The sequence below is a fragment of the Novosphingobium sp. SG720 genome (assembly GCF_012275365.1).
GTDB classification, from domain to species: Bacteria; Pseudomonadota; Alphaproteobacteria; order Sphingomonadales; family Sphingomonadaceae; genus Novosphingobium; species Novosphingobium rhizosphaerae.
The window spans coordinates 241,046-255,664 of the sequence record NZ_JAAZQN010000001.1 but is presented as its reverse complement, the minus strand read 5'-3'; the positions used below and the strand labels follow the sequence as shown (position 1 = coordinate 255,664).

The 14,619-nt window shown below is 63.8% G+C and carries 26 protein-coding genes and 1 tRNA gene; 15 read left to right on the top strand and 12 right to left on the bottom strand.

What is annotated here, in order from left to right:
• The first annotated feature begins 1 nt into the window (after position 1).
• From FHW94_RS01270 to FHW94_RS01255, 4 genes are all read left to right on the top strand, one after another.
• A complete protein-coding gene (locus FHW94_RS01270) occupies positions 2 to 376 on the top strand; it encodes a phage tail protein (RefSeq protein WP_168553992.1) in 375 nt (124 codons plus the stop codon).
• Positions 376 to 1,416 carry a contractile injection system protein, VgrG/Pvc8 family gene (locus FHW94_RS01265; protein ID WP_168553991.1) on the top strand — a complete coding sequence of 347 codons (1,041 nt, stop codon included), beginning with the start codon at positions 376 to 378 and terminating at the stop codon, positions 1,414 to 1,416. Before FHW94_RS01270 ends, FHW94_RS01265 begins: the two co-directional genes overlap by 1 nt.
• 148 nt (positions 1,417 to 1,564) lie before the next feature.
• Positions 1,565 to 1,969 carry a helix-turn-helix transcriptional regulator gene (locus FHW94_RS01260; protein ID WP_168553990.1) on the top strand — a complete coding sequence of 135 codons (405 nt, stop codon included), beginning with the start codon at positions 1,565 to 1,567 and terminating at the stop codon, positions 1,967 to 1,969.
• Between the two features lie 35 nt (positions 1,970 to 2,004).
• Complete coding sequence (locus FHW94_RS01255) at positions 2,005 to 2,520, top strand: ImmA/IrrE family metallo-endopeptidase (protein ID WP_168553989.1); 516 nt, start codon at positions 2,005 to 2,007, stop codon at positions 2,518 to 2,520.
• 341 nt (positions 2,521 to 2,861) lie between these two features.
• Here the strand turns inward: FHW94_RS01255 and FHW94_RS01250 are convergent, their stop codons facing one another.
• From FHW94_RS01250 to FHW94_RS23675, 6 genes are all read right to left on the bottom strand, one after another.
• On the bottom strand, positions 2,862 to 3,059 hold the full coding sequence (locus FHW94_RS01250; protein WP_168553988.1) for a hypothetical protein: 198 nt from the start codon (positions 3,057 to 3,059) through the stop codon (positions 2,862 to 2,864).
• 64 nt (positions 3,060 to 3,123) lie between these two features.
• Positions 3,124 to 3,504 (bottom strand): thermonuclease family protein, encoded by a 381-nt coding sequence (locus tag FHW94_RS01245; protein WP_168553987.1) that lies wholly within the window; start codon positions 3,502 to 3,504, stop codon positions 3,124 to 3,126.
• Between the two features lie 47 nt (positions 3,505 to 3,551).
• Positions 3,552 to 3,788: a hypothetical protein gene (locus FHW94_RS01240; protein ID WP_168553986.1), complete on the bottom strand. Its 237-nt coding sequence runs from the start codon at positions 3,786 to 3,788 to the stop codon at positions 3,552 to 3,554.
• Positions 3,782 to 3,988, bottom strand: coding sequence for a hypothetical protein (locus FHW94_RS01235; protein WP_168553985.1), 207 nt, complete (start codon positions 3,986 to 3,988; stop codon positions 3,782 to 3,784). Before FHW94_RS01235 ends, FHW94_RS01240 begins: the two co-directional genes overlap by 7 nt.
• 12 nt (positions 3,989 to 4,000) lie before the next feature.
• The gene (locus tag FHW94_RS23680) at positions 4,001 to 5,245 is read right to left on the bottom strand and encodes a TerB family tellurite resistance protein (RefSeq protein WP_168553984.1); all 1,245 of its coding nucleotides are present in this window, start codon (positions 5,243 to 5,245) and stop codon (positions 4,001 to 4,003) included.
• A 10-nt stretch (positions 5,246 to 5,255) separates the two neighbouring features.
• Positions 5,256 to 5,924 carry a S24 family peptidase gene (locus FHW94_RS23675; protein ID WP_168553983.1) on the bottom strand — a complete coding sequence of 223 codons (669 nt, stop codon included), beginning with the start codon at positions 5,922 to 5,924 and terminating at the stop codon, positions 5,256 to 5,258.
• Between the two features lie 85 nt (positions 5,925 to 6,009).
• On the opposite strand from FHW94_RS23675, the gene FHW94_RS01220 reads away from it, so the two are divergent.
• From FHW94_RS01220 to FHW94_RS01180, 9 genes are all read left to right on the top strand, one after another.
• The gene (locus tag FHW94_RS01220) at positions 6,010 to 6,318 is read left to right on the top strand and encodes a YdaS family helix-turn-helix protein (protein WP_168553982.1); all 309 of its coding nucleotides are present in this window, start codon (positions 6,010 to 6,012) and stop codon (positions 6,316 to 6,318) included.
• On the top strand, positions 6,315 to 6,767 hold the full coding sequence (locus FHW94_RS01215) for a hypothetical protein (RefSeq protein ID WP_168553981.1): 453 nt from the start codon (positions 6,315 to 6,317) through the stop codon (positions 6,765 to 6,767). Before FHW94_RS01220 ends, FHW94_RS01215 begins: the two co-directional genes overlap by 4 nt.
• Before the next feature lie 2 nt (positions 6,768 to 6,769).
• A complete protein-coding gene (locus FHW94_RS01210; RefSeq protein ID WP_168553980.1) occupies positions 6,770 to 7,120 on the top strand; it encodes an ogr/Delta-like zinc finger family protein in 351 nt (116 codons plus the stop codon).
• A gap of 286 nt (positions 7,121 to 7,406) precedes the next feature.
• Entirely contained in the window at positions 7,407 to 7,670 is a 264-nt protein-coding gene (locus FHW94_RS01205) for a hypothetical protein (RefSeq protein ID WP_168553979.1), read from the top strand.
• Positions 7,667 to 7,873: a hypothetical protein gene (locus tag FHW94_RS01200; protein ID WP_168553978.1), complete on the top strand. Its 207-nt coding sequence runs from the start codon at positions 7,667 to 7,669 to the stop codon at positions 7,871 to 7,873. Before FHW94_RS01205 ends, FHW94_RS01200 begins: the two co-directional genes overlap by 4 nt.
• Positions 7,870 to 8,079, top strand: a complete 210-nt coding sequence (locus FHW94_RS01195; RefSeq protein ID WP_168553977.1) for a hypothetical protein — start codon at positions 7,870 to 7,872, stop codon at positions 8,077 to 8,079. The genes FHW94_RS01200 and FHW94_RS01195 overlap by 4 nt, the downstream gene beginning before the upstream one ends.
• Positions 8,080 to 8,088: 9 nt before the next feature.
• Positions 8,089 to 8,364, top strand: coding sequence for a DUF2312 domain-containing protein (locus FHW94_RS01190; protein ID WP_168553976.1), 276 nt, complete (start codon positions 8,089 to 8,091; stop codon positions 8,362 to 8,364).
• Positions 8,364 to 8,540, top strand: coding sequence for a hypothetical protein (locus FHW94_RS01185; protein WP_168553975.1), 177 nt, complete (start codon positions 8,364 to 8,366; stop codon positions 8,538 to 8,540). The genes FHW94_RS01190 and FHW94_RS01185 overlap by 1 nt, the downstream gene beginning before the upstream one ends.
• Positions 8,540 to 9,583: a tyrosine-type recombinase/integrase gene (locus FHW94_RS01180; protein WP_168553974.1), complete on the top strand. Its 1,044-nt coding sequence runs from the start codon at positions 8,540 to 8,542 to the stop codon at positions 9,581 to 9,583. The genes FHW94_RS01185 and FHW94_RS01180 overlap by 1 nt, the downstream gene beginning before the upstream one ends.
• A gap of 36 nt (positions 9,584 to 9,619) precedes the next feature.
• Here the strand turns inward: FHW94_RS01180 and FHW94_RS01175 are convergent.
• The 3 genes from FHW94_RS01175 to aguB form a co-directional block, all read right to left on the bottom strand.
• Positions 9,620 to 9,695 (bottom strand) — tRNA-Lys (locus tag FHW94_RS01175).
• 32 nt (positions 9,696 to 9,727) lie between these two features.
• Positions 9,728 to 10,246 carry a 2-amino-4-hydroxy-6-hydroxymethyldihydropteridine diphosphokinase gene (folK, locus tag FHW94_RS01170; RefSeq protein ID WP_168553973.1) on the bottom strand — a complete coding sequence of 173 codons (519 nt, stop codon included), beginning with the start codon at positions 10,244 to 10,246 and terminating at the stop codon, positions 9,728 to 9,730.
• 7 nt (positions 10,247 to 10,253) lie between these two features.
• A complete protein-coding gene (gene aguB, locus FHW94_RS01165; RefSeq protein WP_168553972.1) occupies positions 10,254 to 11,108 on the bottom strand; it encodes an N-carbamoylputrescine amidase in 855 nt (284 codons plus the stop codon).
• 140 nt (positions 11,109 to 11,248) lie between these two features.
• On the opposite strand from aguB, the gene msrA reads away from it, so the two are divergent.
• Complete coding sequence (gene msrA / locus FHW94_RS01160; RefSeq protein ID WP_168553971.1) at positions 11,249 to 11,791, top strand: peptide-methionine (S)-S-oxide reductase MsrA; 543 nt, start codon at positions 11,249 to 11,251, stop codon at positions 11,789 to 11,791.
• Positions 11,792 to 11,864: 73 nt separating this feature from the next.
• Here msrA and FHW94_RS01155 read toward each other — a convergent pair whose 3' ends face one another.
• Entirely contained in the window at positions 11,865 to 13,106 is a 1,242-nt protein-coding gene (locus tag FHW94_RS01155) for an aspartate kinase (protein WP_210425511.1), read from the bottom strand.
• Positions 13,107 to 13,209: 103 nt separating this feature from the next.
• On the opposite strand from FHW94_RS01155, the gene ubiG reads away from it, so the two are divergent.
• Positions 13,210 to 13,950 carry a bifunctional 2-polyprenyl-6-hydroxyphenol methylase/3-demethylubiquinol 3-O-methyltransferase UbiG gene (ubiG, locus tag FHW94_RS01150; protein ID WP_168553969.1) on the top strand — a complete coding sequence of 247 codons (741 nt, stop codon included), beginning with the start codon at positions 13,210 to 13,212 and terminating at the stop codon, positions 13,948 to 13,950.
• Here the strand turns inward: ubiG and FHW94_RS01145 are convergent.
• Entirely contained in the window at positions 13,937 to 14,290 is a 354-nt protein-coding gene (locus FHW94_RS01145; protein ID WP_168553968.1) for an arsenate reductase, read from the bottom strand. The two genes, ubiG and FHW94_RS01145, sit on opposite strands and share 14 nt — an antisense overlap.
• Positions 14,287 to 14,598 carry an antibiotic biosynthesis monooxygenase gene (locus tag FHW94_RS01140; RefSeq protein ID WP_168553967.1) on the bottom strand — a complete coding sequence of 104 codons (312 nt, stop codon included), beginning with the start codon at positions 14,596 to 14,598 and terminating at the stop codon, positions 14,287 to 14,289. The genes FHW94_RS01145 and FHW94_RS01140 overlap by 4 nt, the downstream gene beginning before the upstream one ends.
• Positions 14,599 to 14,619 lie beyond the last annotated feature (21 nt).

The following is a 14,619-nucleotide window of genomic DNA, read 5'->3' as shown; positions in this document are numbered from 1 at the left end:
CATGCTCTTTGCCCTTGGCCTCTTCGTGTTCGACAGCCAGACCATGCTGCCCGACCGCATCGAGCGCGACCGCGCCTTCCGCCACGCGCGCGACGATCGCTTTCTTGCCGCCGCCGCCAGCCAGTTCGTGGGCGTGGGCGATGACAAGGTGACGCTTACCGGCACCCTGGTGCCCGAGCTCGCCGGCAGTGCTTCGGCCATCGAAACCCTGGCGGAAATGGCCAGCGAGGGCGAGGCCTGGCCACTGATGGACGGCACCGGCACTATCCTGGGCACTTATACCATCGATCGCTTGGCCAACGGCGGATCGAACCTGATCGACACCGGCCAGGCCCGCAAGATCGACTTCACCATCGAACTGACGCGGGTGGCGTGATGGCCAGCACCCCAAACCTCGCCGCCACCGGGGCGCAATCGCCCTACAGCCAGCCCCGCGCCGCCTGGCGCGTCACGCTCGACGGGGAAGACCTGACCGCCACCCTCGCCCCGCGCCTGATCTCCCTGCGCCTCTCCGAAAAGCTGGGCGAAGAGGCCGACAGCCTGGAAATCGTGGTGCACGATACCGATGGCGCTTTCGTCCCGCCGCGCCAGGGCGCGCGCCTCACCGTGGCGCTAGGCTGGTCGCGCGGCACCGGCGTGCCGCTCGGCCTGGTCGACAAGGGCAGCTTCGTGGTGGACGAGCTCACCTGGAGCGGCCCGCCCGACCGCGTGACGATCGTCGCCCATAGCGCAGACTTCAAAGGCATCTACCGCACCCGCAAGACGCGCAGCTGGGTGGGCCAGACCCTGGGCGCGATCATCGCGAGGATCGCCGCCGACAACGCCCTCACCCCCGCCTGCCACCCCGATCTGGCCAGCCAGGCCATTCCGGCCACAGAGCAGCACAACAAGAGCGACATGCAGTTCGTCCGCGATCTCGGACGCCATTTCGATGCCGTCGCCACCGTCAAGTCTAGCACCCTGATTTTCGCCCCGCGCGGCGCCGCCACCACGCCCAGCGGCAAGGAACTGTCCACCATGACGATCACGCGCCAGCAATGCAGCAGCGTGACCTGGCGCCGTGCCGCGCGCGACAAGGGCCACGATGGTGCCGAAGCCAAGTGGCATGACCAGGATGCCGGCACCCGCAAGACGGTGACGGCCGGCGGCAGCAATCGGCGCCGGCTCAAGCGCGTCTATCCCAACGAGGCCGCCGCCAAGGCCGCCGTGCAGGCGGAGACCGGGCGCCTGGGCCGCGCCTCGGCCACGGTCCATATCACCCTGCCCTATGGCGATGCGCGCATCGTGCCGGGCACGCGGGTGACGCTGTCAGACTTTCGCCCCCACATCGACAAGGAAAGCTGGAAAGTGACCAGCGCCGATCATGACCACGGCGCCAACGGTTTCAGCACGAAGCTGACGCTGGAGATCGCATAGACTGTCGAATTGACCGGCCGACGCAATTCCCCCGTTTTTCGCCTTGGAGAGGGTTGCCAAAGTTTTACCGGACAAGGTAAACAAATTCTTGCGGTCTTTTTCCTCTTCAGGCAAAACGAAGCCTGGGATCAAGCCGAGGAGAATGACCGTGGCAAACGACAAGGCTGACACTTCACCGCAGCATGGAAGTCCAAGCAAGTGGACGCCGTTCGGTGAGAAATTGCGCGCAATTCGGCGCGAAAAGGGTGTCCTTTTGATTGACATGGCGCAGAAGGCCGGGGTTTCCCCTGGTTTTCTCAGCCTTATGGAGACCGGCAAGAAGCCGATTCCCGAGCGCATCATCCCCGCAATCGCGGCGGGTTTCGACCTCGGACCCAAAAAGACGGCCGAACTTCATGAGGCCGCGCGGTTGTCGGCCAAGGATTACAAGATCCATCTCGGCCCCACCGCAAATCAATTCGATCGTAAAGTCGCACTCGCCCTGCAGACCGGCTTTGCGAAAATGACGACGAAGAAAAAGGCAAAAATTCTTAAGCTTCTCGAAGAGGTTTAAGGCAGATGGGTGGAACCTTCCAGGCAGTAGAGCCGATGACAAGCGCCGAAATTGAGCGCATTGCGTGGGATATCCGTGAATTCTTTGGCATGGGTACAAAGAACGTTCAGATGGTTAACCTTGTCGAACGTATCCTGCCGGAAGGTTTGGCCGATTATGATTTTTTTGTCCTGCCGGATGAAGATATGCCCGGCCTTGCCGGCATCACCGGAACCAGCGGCGAAGAAATGATCATCCTGTCAGAATCCACATACATCGCGCTCTGCAACAATGATCGTGAGGCGCGTTACGTCGCCGCACACGAATTTGGCCATCTTGTTTTGCACTCGCAACAAACACCCATGTTGGCCAAGCGGACGCGGAACGACAATCGCGTGGATCCAGAATGGCAAGCAGATCGTTTTGCGGATGTGTGGCTTGTGCCAACCGAGGGAGTGAGGAAGTGCCGCAGCGCGCGGCACGTGGCCGCCAAATACAATGTCACGGATGAGCTGGCGCAACGCCGCTGGCAGGAAGTGATGATCGAAGGAATTCAAGGGGAGCTGTTCTGATGAACAACTCCCCTTGAACCTGCTGCAGAACCGCGGCCCCTGTGCAGGTGCGCGATCCAGACGAGCGGTGAGAACCCGTTGCATAGCACGGGCGCAAGTTGGACGCAAAGATCATCGGGCCGCCTCGATTTGAGGTGATGTATGTCACGTTCGCGTGTGCCGGATGGCAAGCGTGTGATCTGGCGTCCTTGGATCACGAAGAATGGGAAGCGCGTGTTCGCCAGCCAGTATGGCTTGCGCGCGTTCCCGATCCTCGTGGACGAGTAACCGATTGCAGTCCGGCCCTGTTCGCAAAGCAGAGCCGGACACCATACACAAACGCGCTCCGCAAATAGCGCAGATCAAACCCGCCGACCATAAGCCGCCAAGGTCTTTTTGATCTTGGCGGCTGCTTTTCGCAATTTCAGCGCATCGGCATGAGCGCCGGAAAGTTCGGCTTCGTGCGCAGCTTGGAGATCCTGCCCATAGATTTGGGCCAGGGTGTCTGCTGGGTCTGGGAACCCTTGAGATTCCATGATTTCCCGAACCGTTGCCTGCATATGCACCTGTTACCGTTCTTAATGAAGCAGTCCCACGCTGCCACTGCGCTTAGAGATCGCAACGTCAGCGCCATTGTCGCGCCAAGCCTCTGCTTATCAGAAACGCCCCGGCATCTTGTCCATTGACCATAACACGCGCCAGCAAACGACCATAGCGATCCCGGCCAACCGGCGCGATCGAGGTTTGCCCGCGTGCGACCAGCGCGGCAAGCGCATCCCTCGATCGCTCGCCCAGCGCGGTATCGCACCAGGCCGGATTGCGGCTCCCCGCCAGGCGCCGGCGCGAAGTGGCGCTGCATCGTTCGCTCCCTGCGAGCTCGGGCGCGTCGATGTTGACCAAGCGCACCCGCTCGATCCCGCAGCGGATGGTATCGCCATCGTGCACGATCGGCTTGGGGCAAGTGATAAGCGCCGTCATGGCGACAAAGGTGGAGAGCGTTGGCATATAGGTATTGTGCCTTAGCCAAGGCCCTGCCACCAGCGTGGCCTCACTTATACCTTCGCACCAAATGCGATGATTGCAGGCCCTTCCACTCTGTCATCTCCATAGAGAAGGCAGAAAGAACCGACCGATACTATAACCACGTCAGATATATTGTAGAAAGCCATTCCAACTTCATCGTCCGGAGATGGAATGGCGATGCTCACGCCGATGGTTGGTGCGATCGGCAAATCGAACTCGCCCACTCGCACCTGAGAATCTTCATTCGCGACAATGATCTTCAGCATGCCGTTTCCTTACGCGCCTTTGCTGCGGCTACGGCGGCTAATGCCCGCTGGCGGTGATAAATCTGCCGCACACGCACTACGCCGATCTGATGCTTTTCAGCGATCTCCTTAACAGAGACCCCCGCCTGCCGTTCGGCGAAGATTTGTTTGTTCCGCTCGAGCTTTTCGTGTGGCGAAACGGGGCCTAGATATTCTCGCATAGCCGATCTCTTTCAGGCTGTAGCCATCACCTTCAGCGTGTCGCTGACCACCGAGGCCCACTCGACCTCTTGCTCATCAATTCTACCATCCGCCGCCGCCACCTGGTCAACGCTATCCAGCAGCATGAGGGACAGCAGCCGCGCTTCGCAGTGATGGCTGATCCGCTTGAGGCTATCCACGAAGTCTTCGCTGTCGGGCGCAATCCTGCCCACGCCGCGCACCGCAGTCTTGATCGTCTTGTCGTCTAACCCAAATTCCGCGCCGTACCGCCAAAGTGCCGCTTCCACTTCTTGCAATTCCAATGGATGGAATTCGCCATCGCAGCGCGCCATGAACACCAGAACGCGGGCAAAATCGGTCAGCGTCTTGTCGGCCACTTTCAGTGCACCCTTGCTCCACAACTCCGCGAAGTGGGTGGCCGGGTCCAACACTTCGCCGGTTTCGACGCAGATCAATTCATCGATCCTGTCGATGCGGAAGGTGCGATGCGCTTTGCGTTCGCAGCAATAGGCCGTCACTGTTTCAGGCCGCCCATTGCCGGATATCGAGCGGCACACGATCCGGCGGGAACTGGTGTCGCCGTTGGCATCGGTATAGTGCATGAAACCGGCCCAGCCTGAGCTTTTGCCCCGGCCGCGCAGTTCGATCAGTTCCTCGATCTCTGCTGACTTTGGCTTGCACCATTCCGGCATCGGCACAGGAACGGACTTGCCGGCAACCGCCTTCGCCACGCGCTCGAGGGCTTGCTCACTTCCTACCTTGGCCCTGACCAGATTGGGAGGGGCGGCATGCTCTGCGCCGGCAGCGATCTTTGCTCTACGCGCTGCACGCGTCCGCGCGTCAACCTCGTCGGCGCTGCGGTCAGGAATGGGTTGCTCGGGCAACGGCGAACCGCCAGACTTTCTGGCCTGCGCCCATTCCCGCGGGAGGCGGAGCGATTGCTCCGTGTTGAGTTCGGGTTTGGTGGGCCGCGTAATGGCCGACGCTGAAGTCTTTGCCTTCCAATACAGGAAAGCGCTCGAGATCAACCATATAGCGAATGTGAAGTAACCCCTGCGTCGAATAACCGCAGGATCTGCGATTTCGGGGTCAGGTGAGGCAATTTGCCCAAAGCCGACCAACCCGATCGCTCCAGCCAACACCAAACCGGCATACCATCTCGAGCGAAGACCAAATGCAGCTGGTTTAATCAAACCCCCGACGCCAATCACGAGGCACACCAGCACAGCTAGCGCTATCGCGCCACCAATAGCCACCGGCAGCCCCCTACACCTTGCGCACGATAGCGACGACGCGGCCGATCACGTTCATTTCGCCGTCATAGGCCAATTCGTCGCGGAAATCGGGGTTGACCGAGACCAAGCGCATACCGCCGTCCTTGGCCGGGCGCAGGGATTTGATCATGCCGAGGCCGTGCATTTCGATGGCCCAGAATTGGTCCCACATTCGGGGCGATTGCTGTGTGGTGTCGATCAGCAGAATGTCGCTGTCGAGAATCGCGGGCATCATCGAAGTGCCGGAGCTCGTGGCCCAGAACAGCTTGTCGATCGGTGCGGTGGTGAATTGGCGCACCCAGGCGAGTGAGAATGTCCGCATCGTTTGGCGGGCCGGCTCGTCATGGATGAACGCGCCACCCAAACCATAGGCAACGTTGAACTCTGCGATCTCGACAGTGTCGGGTGGCAGCATGTCAGGGGCAGCAGGAGCGACGAGAGTGACTTCCCCGCTAGAAGCTGGGTCATCGGTTTCGCCCATAAGGTAAGCAGGGCTAGTGCCGAGCTCCCTTGCAATTCGATGGGTGTGCTTTGAACCCTGTGCAGGCTCCTTGAGCAGCTTCCATATGGTCGCTTGCGAGACCCCGACAAGCCGCGCGAGGTGGCTTTGAGAGATTCCCTGAGCTTTCAGCAGCTCGGCTAGGCGGTCACCACGAAACACGCGCCCGATCCTACAACTTTCGCTGTAATGCGCACTAAACGTTTTTCTGTTGACGTAGTTACAACCTTGGCTGTAATCGACAGATATGAGTTTAGACATCACTCCCCGCGATGCGCTGGTGCAAGCGATTGAGCGAACTGGCTCGCAGACGGCTTTTGCCGCTCTTTGCCACGTCTCCCAGGCGGCGGTGTGGAAATGGCTTCAAACCGCCAAGCGCCTGCCCGCCGAGTATGTCCTGACCGTCGAAGCCGCGACCGGCATTCCGCGTCATCTGCTGCGCCCCGATATCTACCCGGCCGATCTTGGCCCTTCGCCTGCCTGGAAGGGCGTAGACCAGTGCACGCCGCGCGTCTCTTTCAATCGGAACAACAGTTTGCAGGGGCGTGCGGCATGACCAAGCGGCGCGATCCTCTCACTGTACACCAGGCCCTCACCGTGATCGCCGCGCGCATCGGGTGGGACAAGTGCGGCATGCTGGTGGGCCGCAGCGGACGCCTGGTGCGTATGTGGTCCGATCCCGATGCCGATAGCGAGATTTCGATTCTCGACGCCATGCGGCTCGACCGCGCGTTTATCGAGGCCGGGGGCGATCATGCGCCGATCCTGCGGGTCTACAGCTTTCAGTTGGACATTGCCGCCAGCGAGGGCGCCACAGACATGACGCGCGCCGCCGCGGCTGCCGCCAAGGAAAGCGGCGAGGCGGTGGCGGCGCTGCTCGATGCCGCGCTCCACCCGCAAGACCCAGGGGCCCTCCGCCGCGCGCGCAAGGAAGGGGAAGAGGCGCTAGCCGCGATCACCGATGGCCTGGCCGCGCTTGATCGCCAGGAACGGGAGGTGCACTGAGCATGGCCGCCCAGCCCCTGCCCGATCCCGGCCACAATGGCCCCGCCCCGGCCCGCTCCGACCGGCTGCGCTGCCCCCACTGCAACACCGTGGGCCAGCGCCGCACGAGCCGCGAGATCACGCCCACGCACCGCGACATCTATTACCAGTGCGCCAACCTGTTTTGCGGGCACAGTTGGAAGGCCAGCGAGACCTATGACTATGGCATCGCGCCCAGCGCCATCCCCAACCCGCGCGTGACGCTGCCCATGCGGCCCGTCACCCGGCAGCAGGCCATCGAGATCATGCGCCCGCGCGACGAGGCGCAGCCCGAACTGTTCGACAGCGCCAGCCCGCCGGAGCTTCCCGGCTGAGCCGCCCCATTTCCTGACTGCCGCCACATTCCCGCTTCCCCGCCGCCGGGCCTCGTTTCCGGCGACGACCGATCATTGCCCGAAAGGAACGCCCGATGCGCCTTCGCCCACCTGCCGTTTTTCAGTGCTCATGCAACGTCGCACACCACTCTGCCGATGGCATCGCCCCGGCAGGCTGGACCACGCGCCACGGCCAGGCCTGGTGCCCCGATTGCACCAAGGCCGGCGTGCCCGTGCGCCATTTGCTCCACGGCGGCAGCCGTGCAGCCCGCCGGAGGGCCGCCTGATGACCGCGCGCGCCGCCCCAGCCCACTTCCCCTACGATCACGGCTCGCTTGCCCTGAACGACACCCGCGATCCCCGCGCCTGGCACCTGGCCAACAAGGCTCGCTTCGATGCGCTCTACGGCCCCGATAGCGCGCCCGAGCCAGTGCCCGCCCCGCGTCGCCGCCGCGAAAGCCGCGCCACCCGCCTCGCCGCCGCGCGCCAGTGGCGCATCGACATGAAGCCCCATTTCGACGCCCTCTATGGCCCGGAGACACCAGCATGATCCGCCCCCGCACTTTTCACGCCGAACTGTTCGTGGCCGCGCTCAACACCTTTGCCTTGGGCCTGGTCGTCTATTGGTGCGCCACGTCCAACGCCCCGCGCGCCACGCTGAGCGCCGATATCCAGGCCCTGCTGGCGCCGGTCGCCCTGCTCGACCTGGTGTTCTATGGCTGGCTCTACTTCATCCGCGAGGACGCGGCATGACGGCGCGTGGCACCAAGCGGGCCCAAGAGCGCAAGGCACGCGCCGCGATCCGCCACCAGCACGCCACGCGGCGCCTGGACCAGCACCAGGACGACCTGCTGCAGGCATCCGATGCCTGGGGCGTGGCGGGCGTGGTGATCGGCGTGGTCGCCCTGCTGTGGATGGCCGCGCGCTGCGGCCCCACGCTGTTCCCCAACCTGTTCTGAGGGCGCGACATGAAAGACCAACTCTCCATACCGGTGCCGCTGCCCGACGAACACCGCGCGGCCGATGAGCGGCTCAAGCTGCTGATCGAGCGCGTCGAGCGCCTGGAAGAGGAAAAGAAGGGCATCAGCGACGACATCCGCGACGTCTTCGGCGAGATGAAAGCCGCCGGATACGACGCCAAGTGCGCCCGCCAGATCATCCGCCTGCGCAAGATGAAGCCCGACGACCGGCGCGAGATGGAAGCCATTCTGGACGTCTACAAGAACGCCCTGGGGATCGACTGATGCTGCAAGCCCCTGCCCCCATCAAGTTCCGCCAGTCCGACATCCGCCGCGCGATCGGCGCGGTGGCGGGCATGGGCTTTGAAGAAGTGCGCGTGGCAATCCGGCTCGACGGGAGCCTCGAGGTTACCGTGCGGCGCAACGCTCTGGACGACACGCTGGGAGAGGAACTCGACTGATGGCCCGCCGCTGGCTTCCCGATTATGTCACGTCCTACAAGGACCGGCACGGCAAGCGCCGTTACCGCTTTCGCAAGAAGGGCCTGCCTTCGTGCCACCTGCGCGCGGCGCCCGGCACGCCCGAATTCATGGCGGAATACCAGGCCGCGCTGACCGCCACCAAGCCGCCGCCCGAAGAGCGGTTTCCGCCCTACACGTATGACGCGCTGATCGTGAGCTACTACCAAAGCCCGCGCTGGCTGGAATGCAAGCCCAGCACGCAGCGCACGTTCCGCAACATCATTGAGCGGTTCCGCACCAAGAATGGCACCAAGGACGTACGCCGGGTGACCACCGCGAATATCGAACGAAAACTTTCGACCATGCGCGCCACCCCGGCAGCGGCCAACAACCTGCGCAAGGTGCTGTCGCGTCTGCATCGCCATGCGATCAAGCTGGGCTGGCGCCAGGACAACCCGGTGGAGGCCACCGACAGTTTCCGCCTGGGCAAAGGCTTCCACCCCTGGAGCGAGACGGAAATCGACGCCTTCGACGCGCGGTGGCCGTTCGGCACGCGCGAGCGCCTGGCCAAGGAACTGCTGCTCGCCACCGCACAGCGCAAGTCCGACATCCTGACGGTCGGCCCGGCCAACCGCGTGGGCGATGAACTGGTCTTGCACCACAGCAAGAACGAAAGTGACACCGTGGTGCCCATGGGCCCCGATCTGCTGGAGGCGTTGCGCACCTTTCCAGGCGGCCAAGCAGCCTACCTCGAAACGCAGTTCGGCAAGACCTTCACGTCGACCGGTTTCTATAACTGGTTCAAGCGCGCCTGCGTGAAAGCGGGCATCCCGCACTGCTCACCCCACGGCCTGCGCAAGGCCACGAGCCGCCGCCTGGCGGAAGCCGGCGCCACCATTCTCGAGGGCCGCGCAGTGACCGGCCACAAGAGCGATCGCGAGTTCGCCCGCTACGCCGAAAGCGCCAACAAACGCGCGTTGGCGACCAAAGCGATGGCGAACGTGCACGAAAAGTTCGCCAAAACCGGCAAAGAAAGCCAATAAAATGACTTATTTTTCAACGAATTGCGATGTTGGTGGTGGTGAGCCCTGCTGGATTCGAACCAGCGACCTACTGATTAAAAGTCAGTTGCTCTACCGACTGAGCTAAGGGCCCCCGGGGCGCCGTGTGGCGCGCGGTTGGTGCGCTCACCTAGGGGCGGGGCGGCGGCGGGTCAAGCGGGAAGCCAGGTGTTTTGTCGCCAAACCTGTGAGTGGATCGCGCCAATCGGCGGCGACGTGCACGGCCGGGCCCATCACGAAGGGCCGCTGGCGGCAGGCCGGGTGGGGAATCACCAGGTTGGCATGGATATCGGCCAATGCGCCTCCTGACCACAGCACGATATCGAGATCGAGCGTGCGGGCGCGCCAGGGGGCGCCGCGTCGCACGCGGCCGAAGCTGTGTTCGAGCGCCTGGAGCCGGGCCAGCACCTGCGCCGGTTCCAGCGGTGTGGTGATCACCGCGCAGGCATTGGCATAGCGCCGGCGCGAAGGGCCCACCGGCGCGCTGGCGATGATCGGAGACAGCGCCTGGAGCACGAGGCCGGCATCGTCGAGCGCGCGCGCCGCCGCGCGCAGCACCTGCGCCGGGGCCCCGTGGCGCGCGTGGCGCACGTTGGAGCCCAGCGCGATCAGGTATCGGTGCGGCGCAGCGGTGGCGGCGGGCATGGCCGGTTCAGATGTCCTGCGCCAGGCGGGTGTAAAGCTGCGGGCGGCGATCGCGGAAGAAGCCCATCCCGGCGCGATGCCGCGCGGCGGCATCGAGATCGAGCGTGGCGACCAGCACGCCGGTTTCCTGCGCGCCATATTCGGCCAGGAAATCGCCCCATTCGTTGGCGATGAAGCTGTGCCCGTAGAATGCCTGGTCGTTTTCCTCCACCCCGATGCGGTTGGCGGCGATCACCGGCATGCAGTTGGACGCGGCGTGGCCCAGCATGGCGCGGCGCCACACCCGGCTGGTATCGAGATCCGCGTCATAGGGTTCGCTGCCGATGGCGGTGGGATAGAACAGCACTTGCGCGCCCATCAGCGCCATGGCGCGCGCGCATTCGGGATACCACTGATCCCAGCACACGCCCACGCCGATGCGCGTGCCGAACACGTCCCACACCTTGAACCCGGTGTTGCCGGGGCGGAAATAATACTTTTCCTCGTACCCCGGGCCATCGGGAATGTGGCTCTTGCGATAGGTGCCCAAGATCTCTCCCTGCGCGTCGATCATCGCCAGGGTGTTGTAGTAATGCGGGCCTTCGCGCTCGAAAAAGCTGGTCGGGATGGCGATGCCCAGTCCCTTGGCCAGCTTCTGCATGGCCTTGACCGAAGGATCGCTGTCCAGCGTGTGGGCCAGGGCAAAGCGCACTTCGTCCTCGGTCACGCAGAAATAGGGGCCGGCAAAGAGTTCGGGCGGCAGCACCACTTGCGCGCCTTGCGCGGCGGCTTGCTCCACGAGGGCGGAGACGGCGGCGATGTTGTCTGCCGCATCGGACGAATTGAGCGCAAGCTGGAGCGCGGCCACGGAAAGCTGGGTCATGGCGCAGCATCTATGCCGTCGGGCGTGTCAATTCAACGACAGCGGTCATCGACAGCAGGCGATTCCCCCTGGGGAGGATGACAGGCGCCCTGCCCGTTCCTATCTGGGGAGCAAATCTTTGAGAAAGGGATCCCCCAACCATGGCGCCAACTTCCGCCAATCAGGCCATCCTTGCCGGTGGCTGCTTCTGGTGCACCGAAGCGGTGTTCCGCGACGTGATCGGCGTGTCGAACGTGGAAAGCGGCTATATCGGCGGCACCACCGAGAACCCCACGTACAAGCAGGTGTGCAGCGGCGCGACTGGCCATGCCGAAGCGATCCGGGTGACGTTCGATCCCGCCGTAATCGACTATGGCCAGTTGCTCGACATCTTTTTCGCCACGCACGATCCGACGCAGCTCAACCGCCAAGGCAACGACGTGGGCACGCAGTATCGCTCTGCGCTGTTCCCGCTGGATGAAGCGCAGGACGCGGAAGCCAAGGCGGCGATTGCGCGCGCGCAGGCCGAACGCGATGCGCCGATCGTGACGAGCATCGAACCCGTGGCAACCTGGTATCCGGCCGAGGATTACCATCAGGAATATTGGGAAGGCGAAGGCCAGCGCAATCCCTATTGCCTGGCAGTGATCCCGCCCAAGCTGATGAAGCTGCGCAAGAGCTTTGCGGCCAAAGTGAAGGCATAAGGCCGGCGCCCGGCGCGCCTTGCCTGACACCAACCCTCTCCTCTGGAGAGGAGGGGGTTATTTTTTGCCGTTTTTACTGGGCGTCGAGGCCGTAGGCGGTGTGGAGCACGCGCACGGCGAGTTCCACTTCATCGGCATCGATCAGCACCGAAACCTTGATTTCGCTGGTGGAGATCGCCTGGATATTGATGCCGCGATCGGCCAGCGCCTTGAACATCGTGCTGGCAACGCCAGCGTGGCTGCGCATGCCCACGCCCACTACCGAAACCTTGGCCACCTTGCTGTCGGCGATCAGGCGATACCAGCCGATCTGGTCCTTGCGCTCTTCGAGCAGGGCCTGCGTGCGCGCCAGGTCGGACTGGGGGCAGGTGAAGGTCACATCCGTCTCGCCCTTGTCCTTGGCGATGTTCTGGATGATCATGTCCACGTTGATATTGGCTTCGGCCAGCGGCGCAAAGATCGAGGCAACCGCGCCGGGGCGATCGGCGATCCGCGTGAGAGTGACCTTGGCCTCGTTCTTGTCGGCAGCGATGCCGGTGATCAGCTGGCGTTCCATTTCGTACCCTTCCAGTTCCTCGTCCGCAACGATCATCGTGCCGGGGATCGTGTCCGCCGCCGGGGCATCGTCGTCGATGAAGGATGACAACACCTGCACCCGCACGTTCTCCTTCATCGCAAGCGAGACCGAACGGGTTTGCAGGACCTTGGAACCGACCGAGGCCAGTTCCAGCATTTCTTCGTAAGTCACGGCCTTGAGCTTGCGCGCCTTGGCCACGATGCGCGGATCGGTGGTATAGACGCCGTCCACGTCGGTATAGATGTCGCACCGGTCGGCGCCGATCGCGGCGGCCACGGCCACCGCCGAGGTATCCGATCCGCCACGCCCCAGCGTGGTGATGCGGTTTTCGGCGGTGAGGCCCTGGAAGCCCGGGATCACGGCGATTTCGCCGGCCGCCATGCTGGTCAGCAGTTCGGGCGAATCGATACCTTCGATGCGCGCCTTGGAAAACGCGTCGTCGGTGCGCACCGGCAATTGCCAGCCCAGCCAAGAGCGCGCCTTGCAGCCCAGCGCCTGGAGATGCATGGCCAGGAGGCCCGACGTCACCTGCTCGCCGCTGGCCACCACCACATCGTATTCCGCCGGATCATAGAGCGCGCTGGCTTCGCGGCAGAAGTTCACGAGGCGGTCGGTTTCCCCGGCCATGGCCGAAACCACCACCGCCACTTCATGGCCAGCGGCCTGCTGGCGCTGCACGATCCGCGCGACGCGGCGGATTCGCTCGGTTCCGGCCATCGAGGTGCCGCCGAATTTCATCACGATCCGGGCCAACGCTTGTGCTCCTGTCCACCTGCCAAAAGAAAGAATCTTGCACGCATGGCCCATGGACCATGCGAAAGCGGCGCTTTAGGGAGGTGGCATGAGCAATGCAACATCCTTGAACGCGCAGACCATCCGGCCCGAGGAAGCCGCCCATTTCGGCAAGTTGGCGGCCGGCTGGTGGGACCCGAAGGGCCAATCGGCCATGCTCCACCGGCTCAATCCGGTGCGCCTCGCTTTCATCCGCGCCGCGATCGATGCCCATTTCGGCGCCGATCCGCGCGGGCTGCGGCCGCTCATCGGCAAGCGCGCGCTGGACGTGGGCTGTGGCGCGGGGCTGCTGGCAGAGCCGTTGTGCCGCATGGGGGCAGCCGTGACGGCGGTGGATGCGGCGGCGGAAAACATCGCGGCGGCGCGCGCGCATGCCGATGGCGCGGGCCTGGCGATCGACTATCGCCACGGGGAACTGTCAGAGCTTGGCCTCGCCGGCTTTGACCTCGTCACGTCGATGGAAGTGATCGAGCACGTGGCCGACAAGGCCGCGTTCGTTGCCGCGCTGGAGGCGACGCTGGGCCAGGGCGGGCTGATGGTGCTATCCACCCCCAACCGCACGCCGGCCTCGCGCCTGCTGATGGTGGAAGCGGCCGAGCGGCTCGGCATGGTGCCGCGCGGCACCCACCATTGGGACGATTTCATCACACCGATCGAACTGCACGACCTGCTGGACGCGGCCGGCCTCAAGATGGGCAACCCGCAAGGCATTGCCTGGGGCCCGGCCAAGGGCCTGCACCTGTCTGACGACCTGGCGCTGAACTATATCGTGACGGTCACGCGCGGCTGAGCGCGGCTTCCCATTCGGCCTGCTTGAACCCCACGAGCAGGCCGCCGTCATGCTCCACGATCGGCCGCTTGATCAGCGAAGGCTGCGCCACCATCAGGGCCACGGCCTTGTCGGTGGTCAGGTCCGTCTTGTCGGCATCGGGCAGCTTGCGAAACGTGGTCCCGGCCTTGTTCAGCACTTTGTCGAGCCCGGCCTGGTCCACCCAGCCGGCAACCTGGGCCGCATCGGCGCCCTGCTTCTTGTAGTCGTGAAACGCGTAGGCCAGCCCCTGCCCGTCAAGCCAGGTGCGCGCCTTTTTCACGGTGTCGCAATTGGGAATGCCGTAGAGGGTCATGCTCATGCTTCGCTCCGCTCGAAATGGTGGATGCGGCTGGGGGTGCCGGCAAACAGGGTATAGCTTTGATAGTAATCGGCGCGGCCGCGGCTCTGGACCCGGGCGTGATCAGCCTGCTTGCGCCAGGCCAGGGCGGCATCCTCGCTGTCCCATTCCGACAGGGCGATCACTTCGCCATCATCGGCCACGTAGGACTTGAAGCTGCGGAAGCCGGGCTGGACGCGGGCCAGGTCCTCCATCGCCTGGGCATCGGCGGAATAGGCGGCAGCATCGATGCCCGCCTGCTTGCGGTTGCGAAAGACGACCAGGTACATGGGTTGCGCGCATAGCCAGAT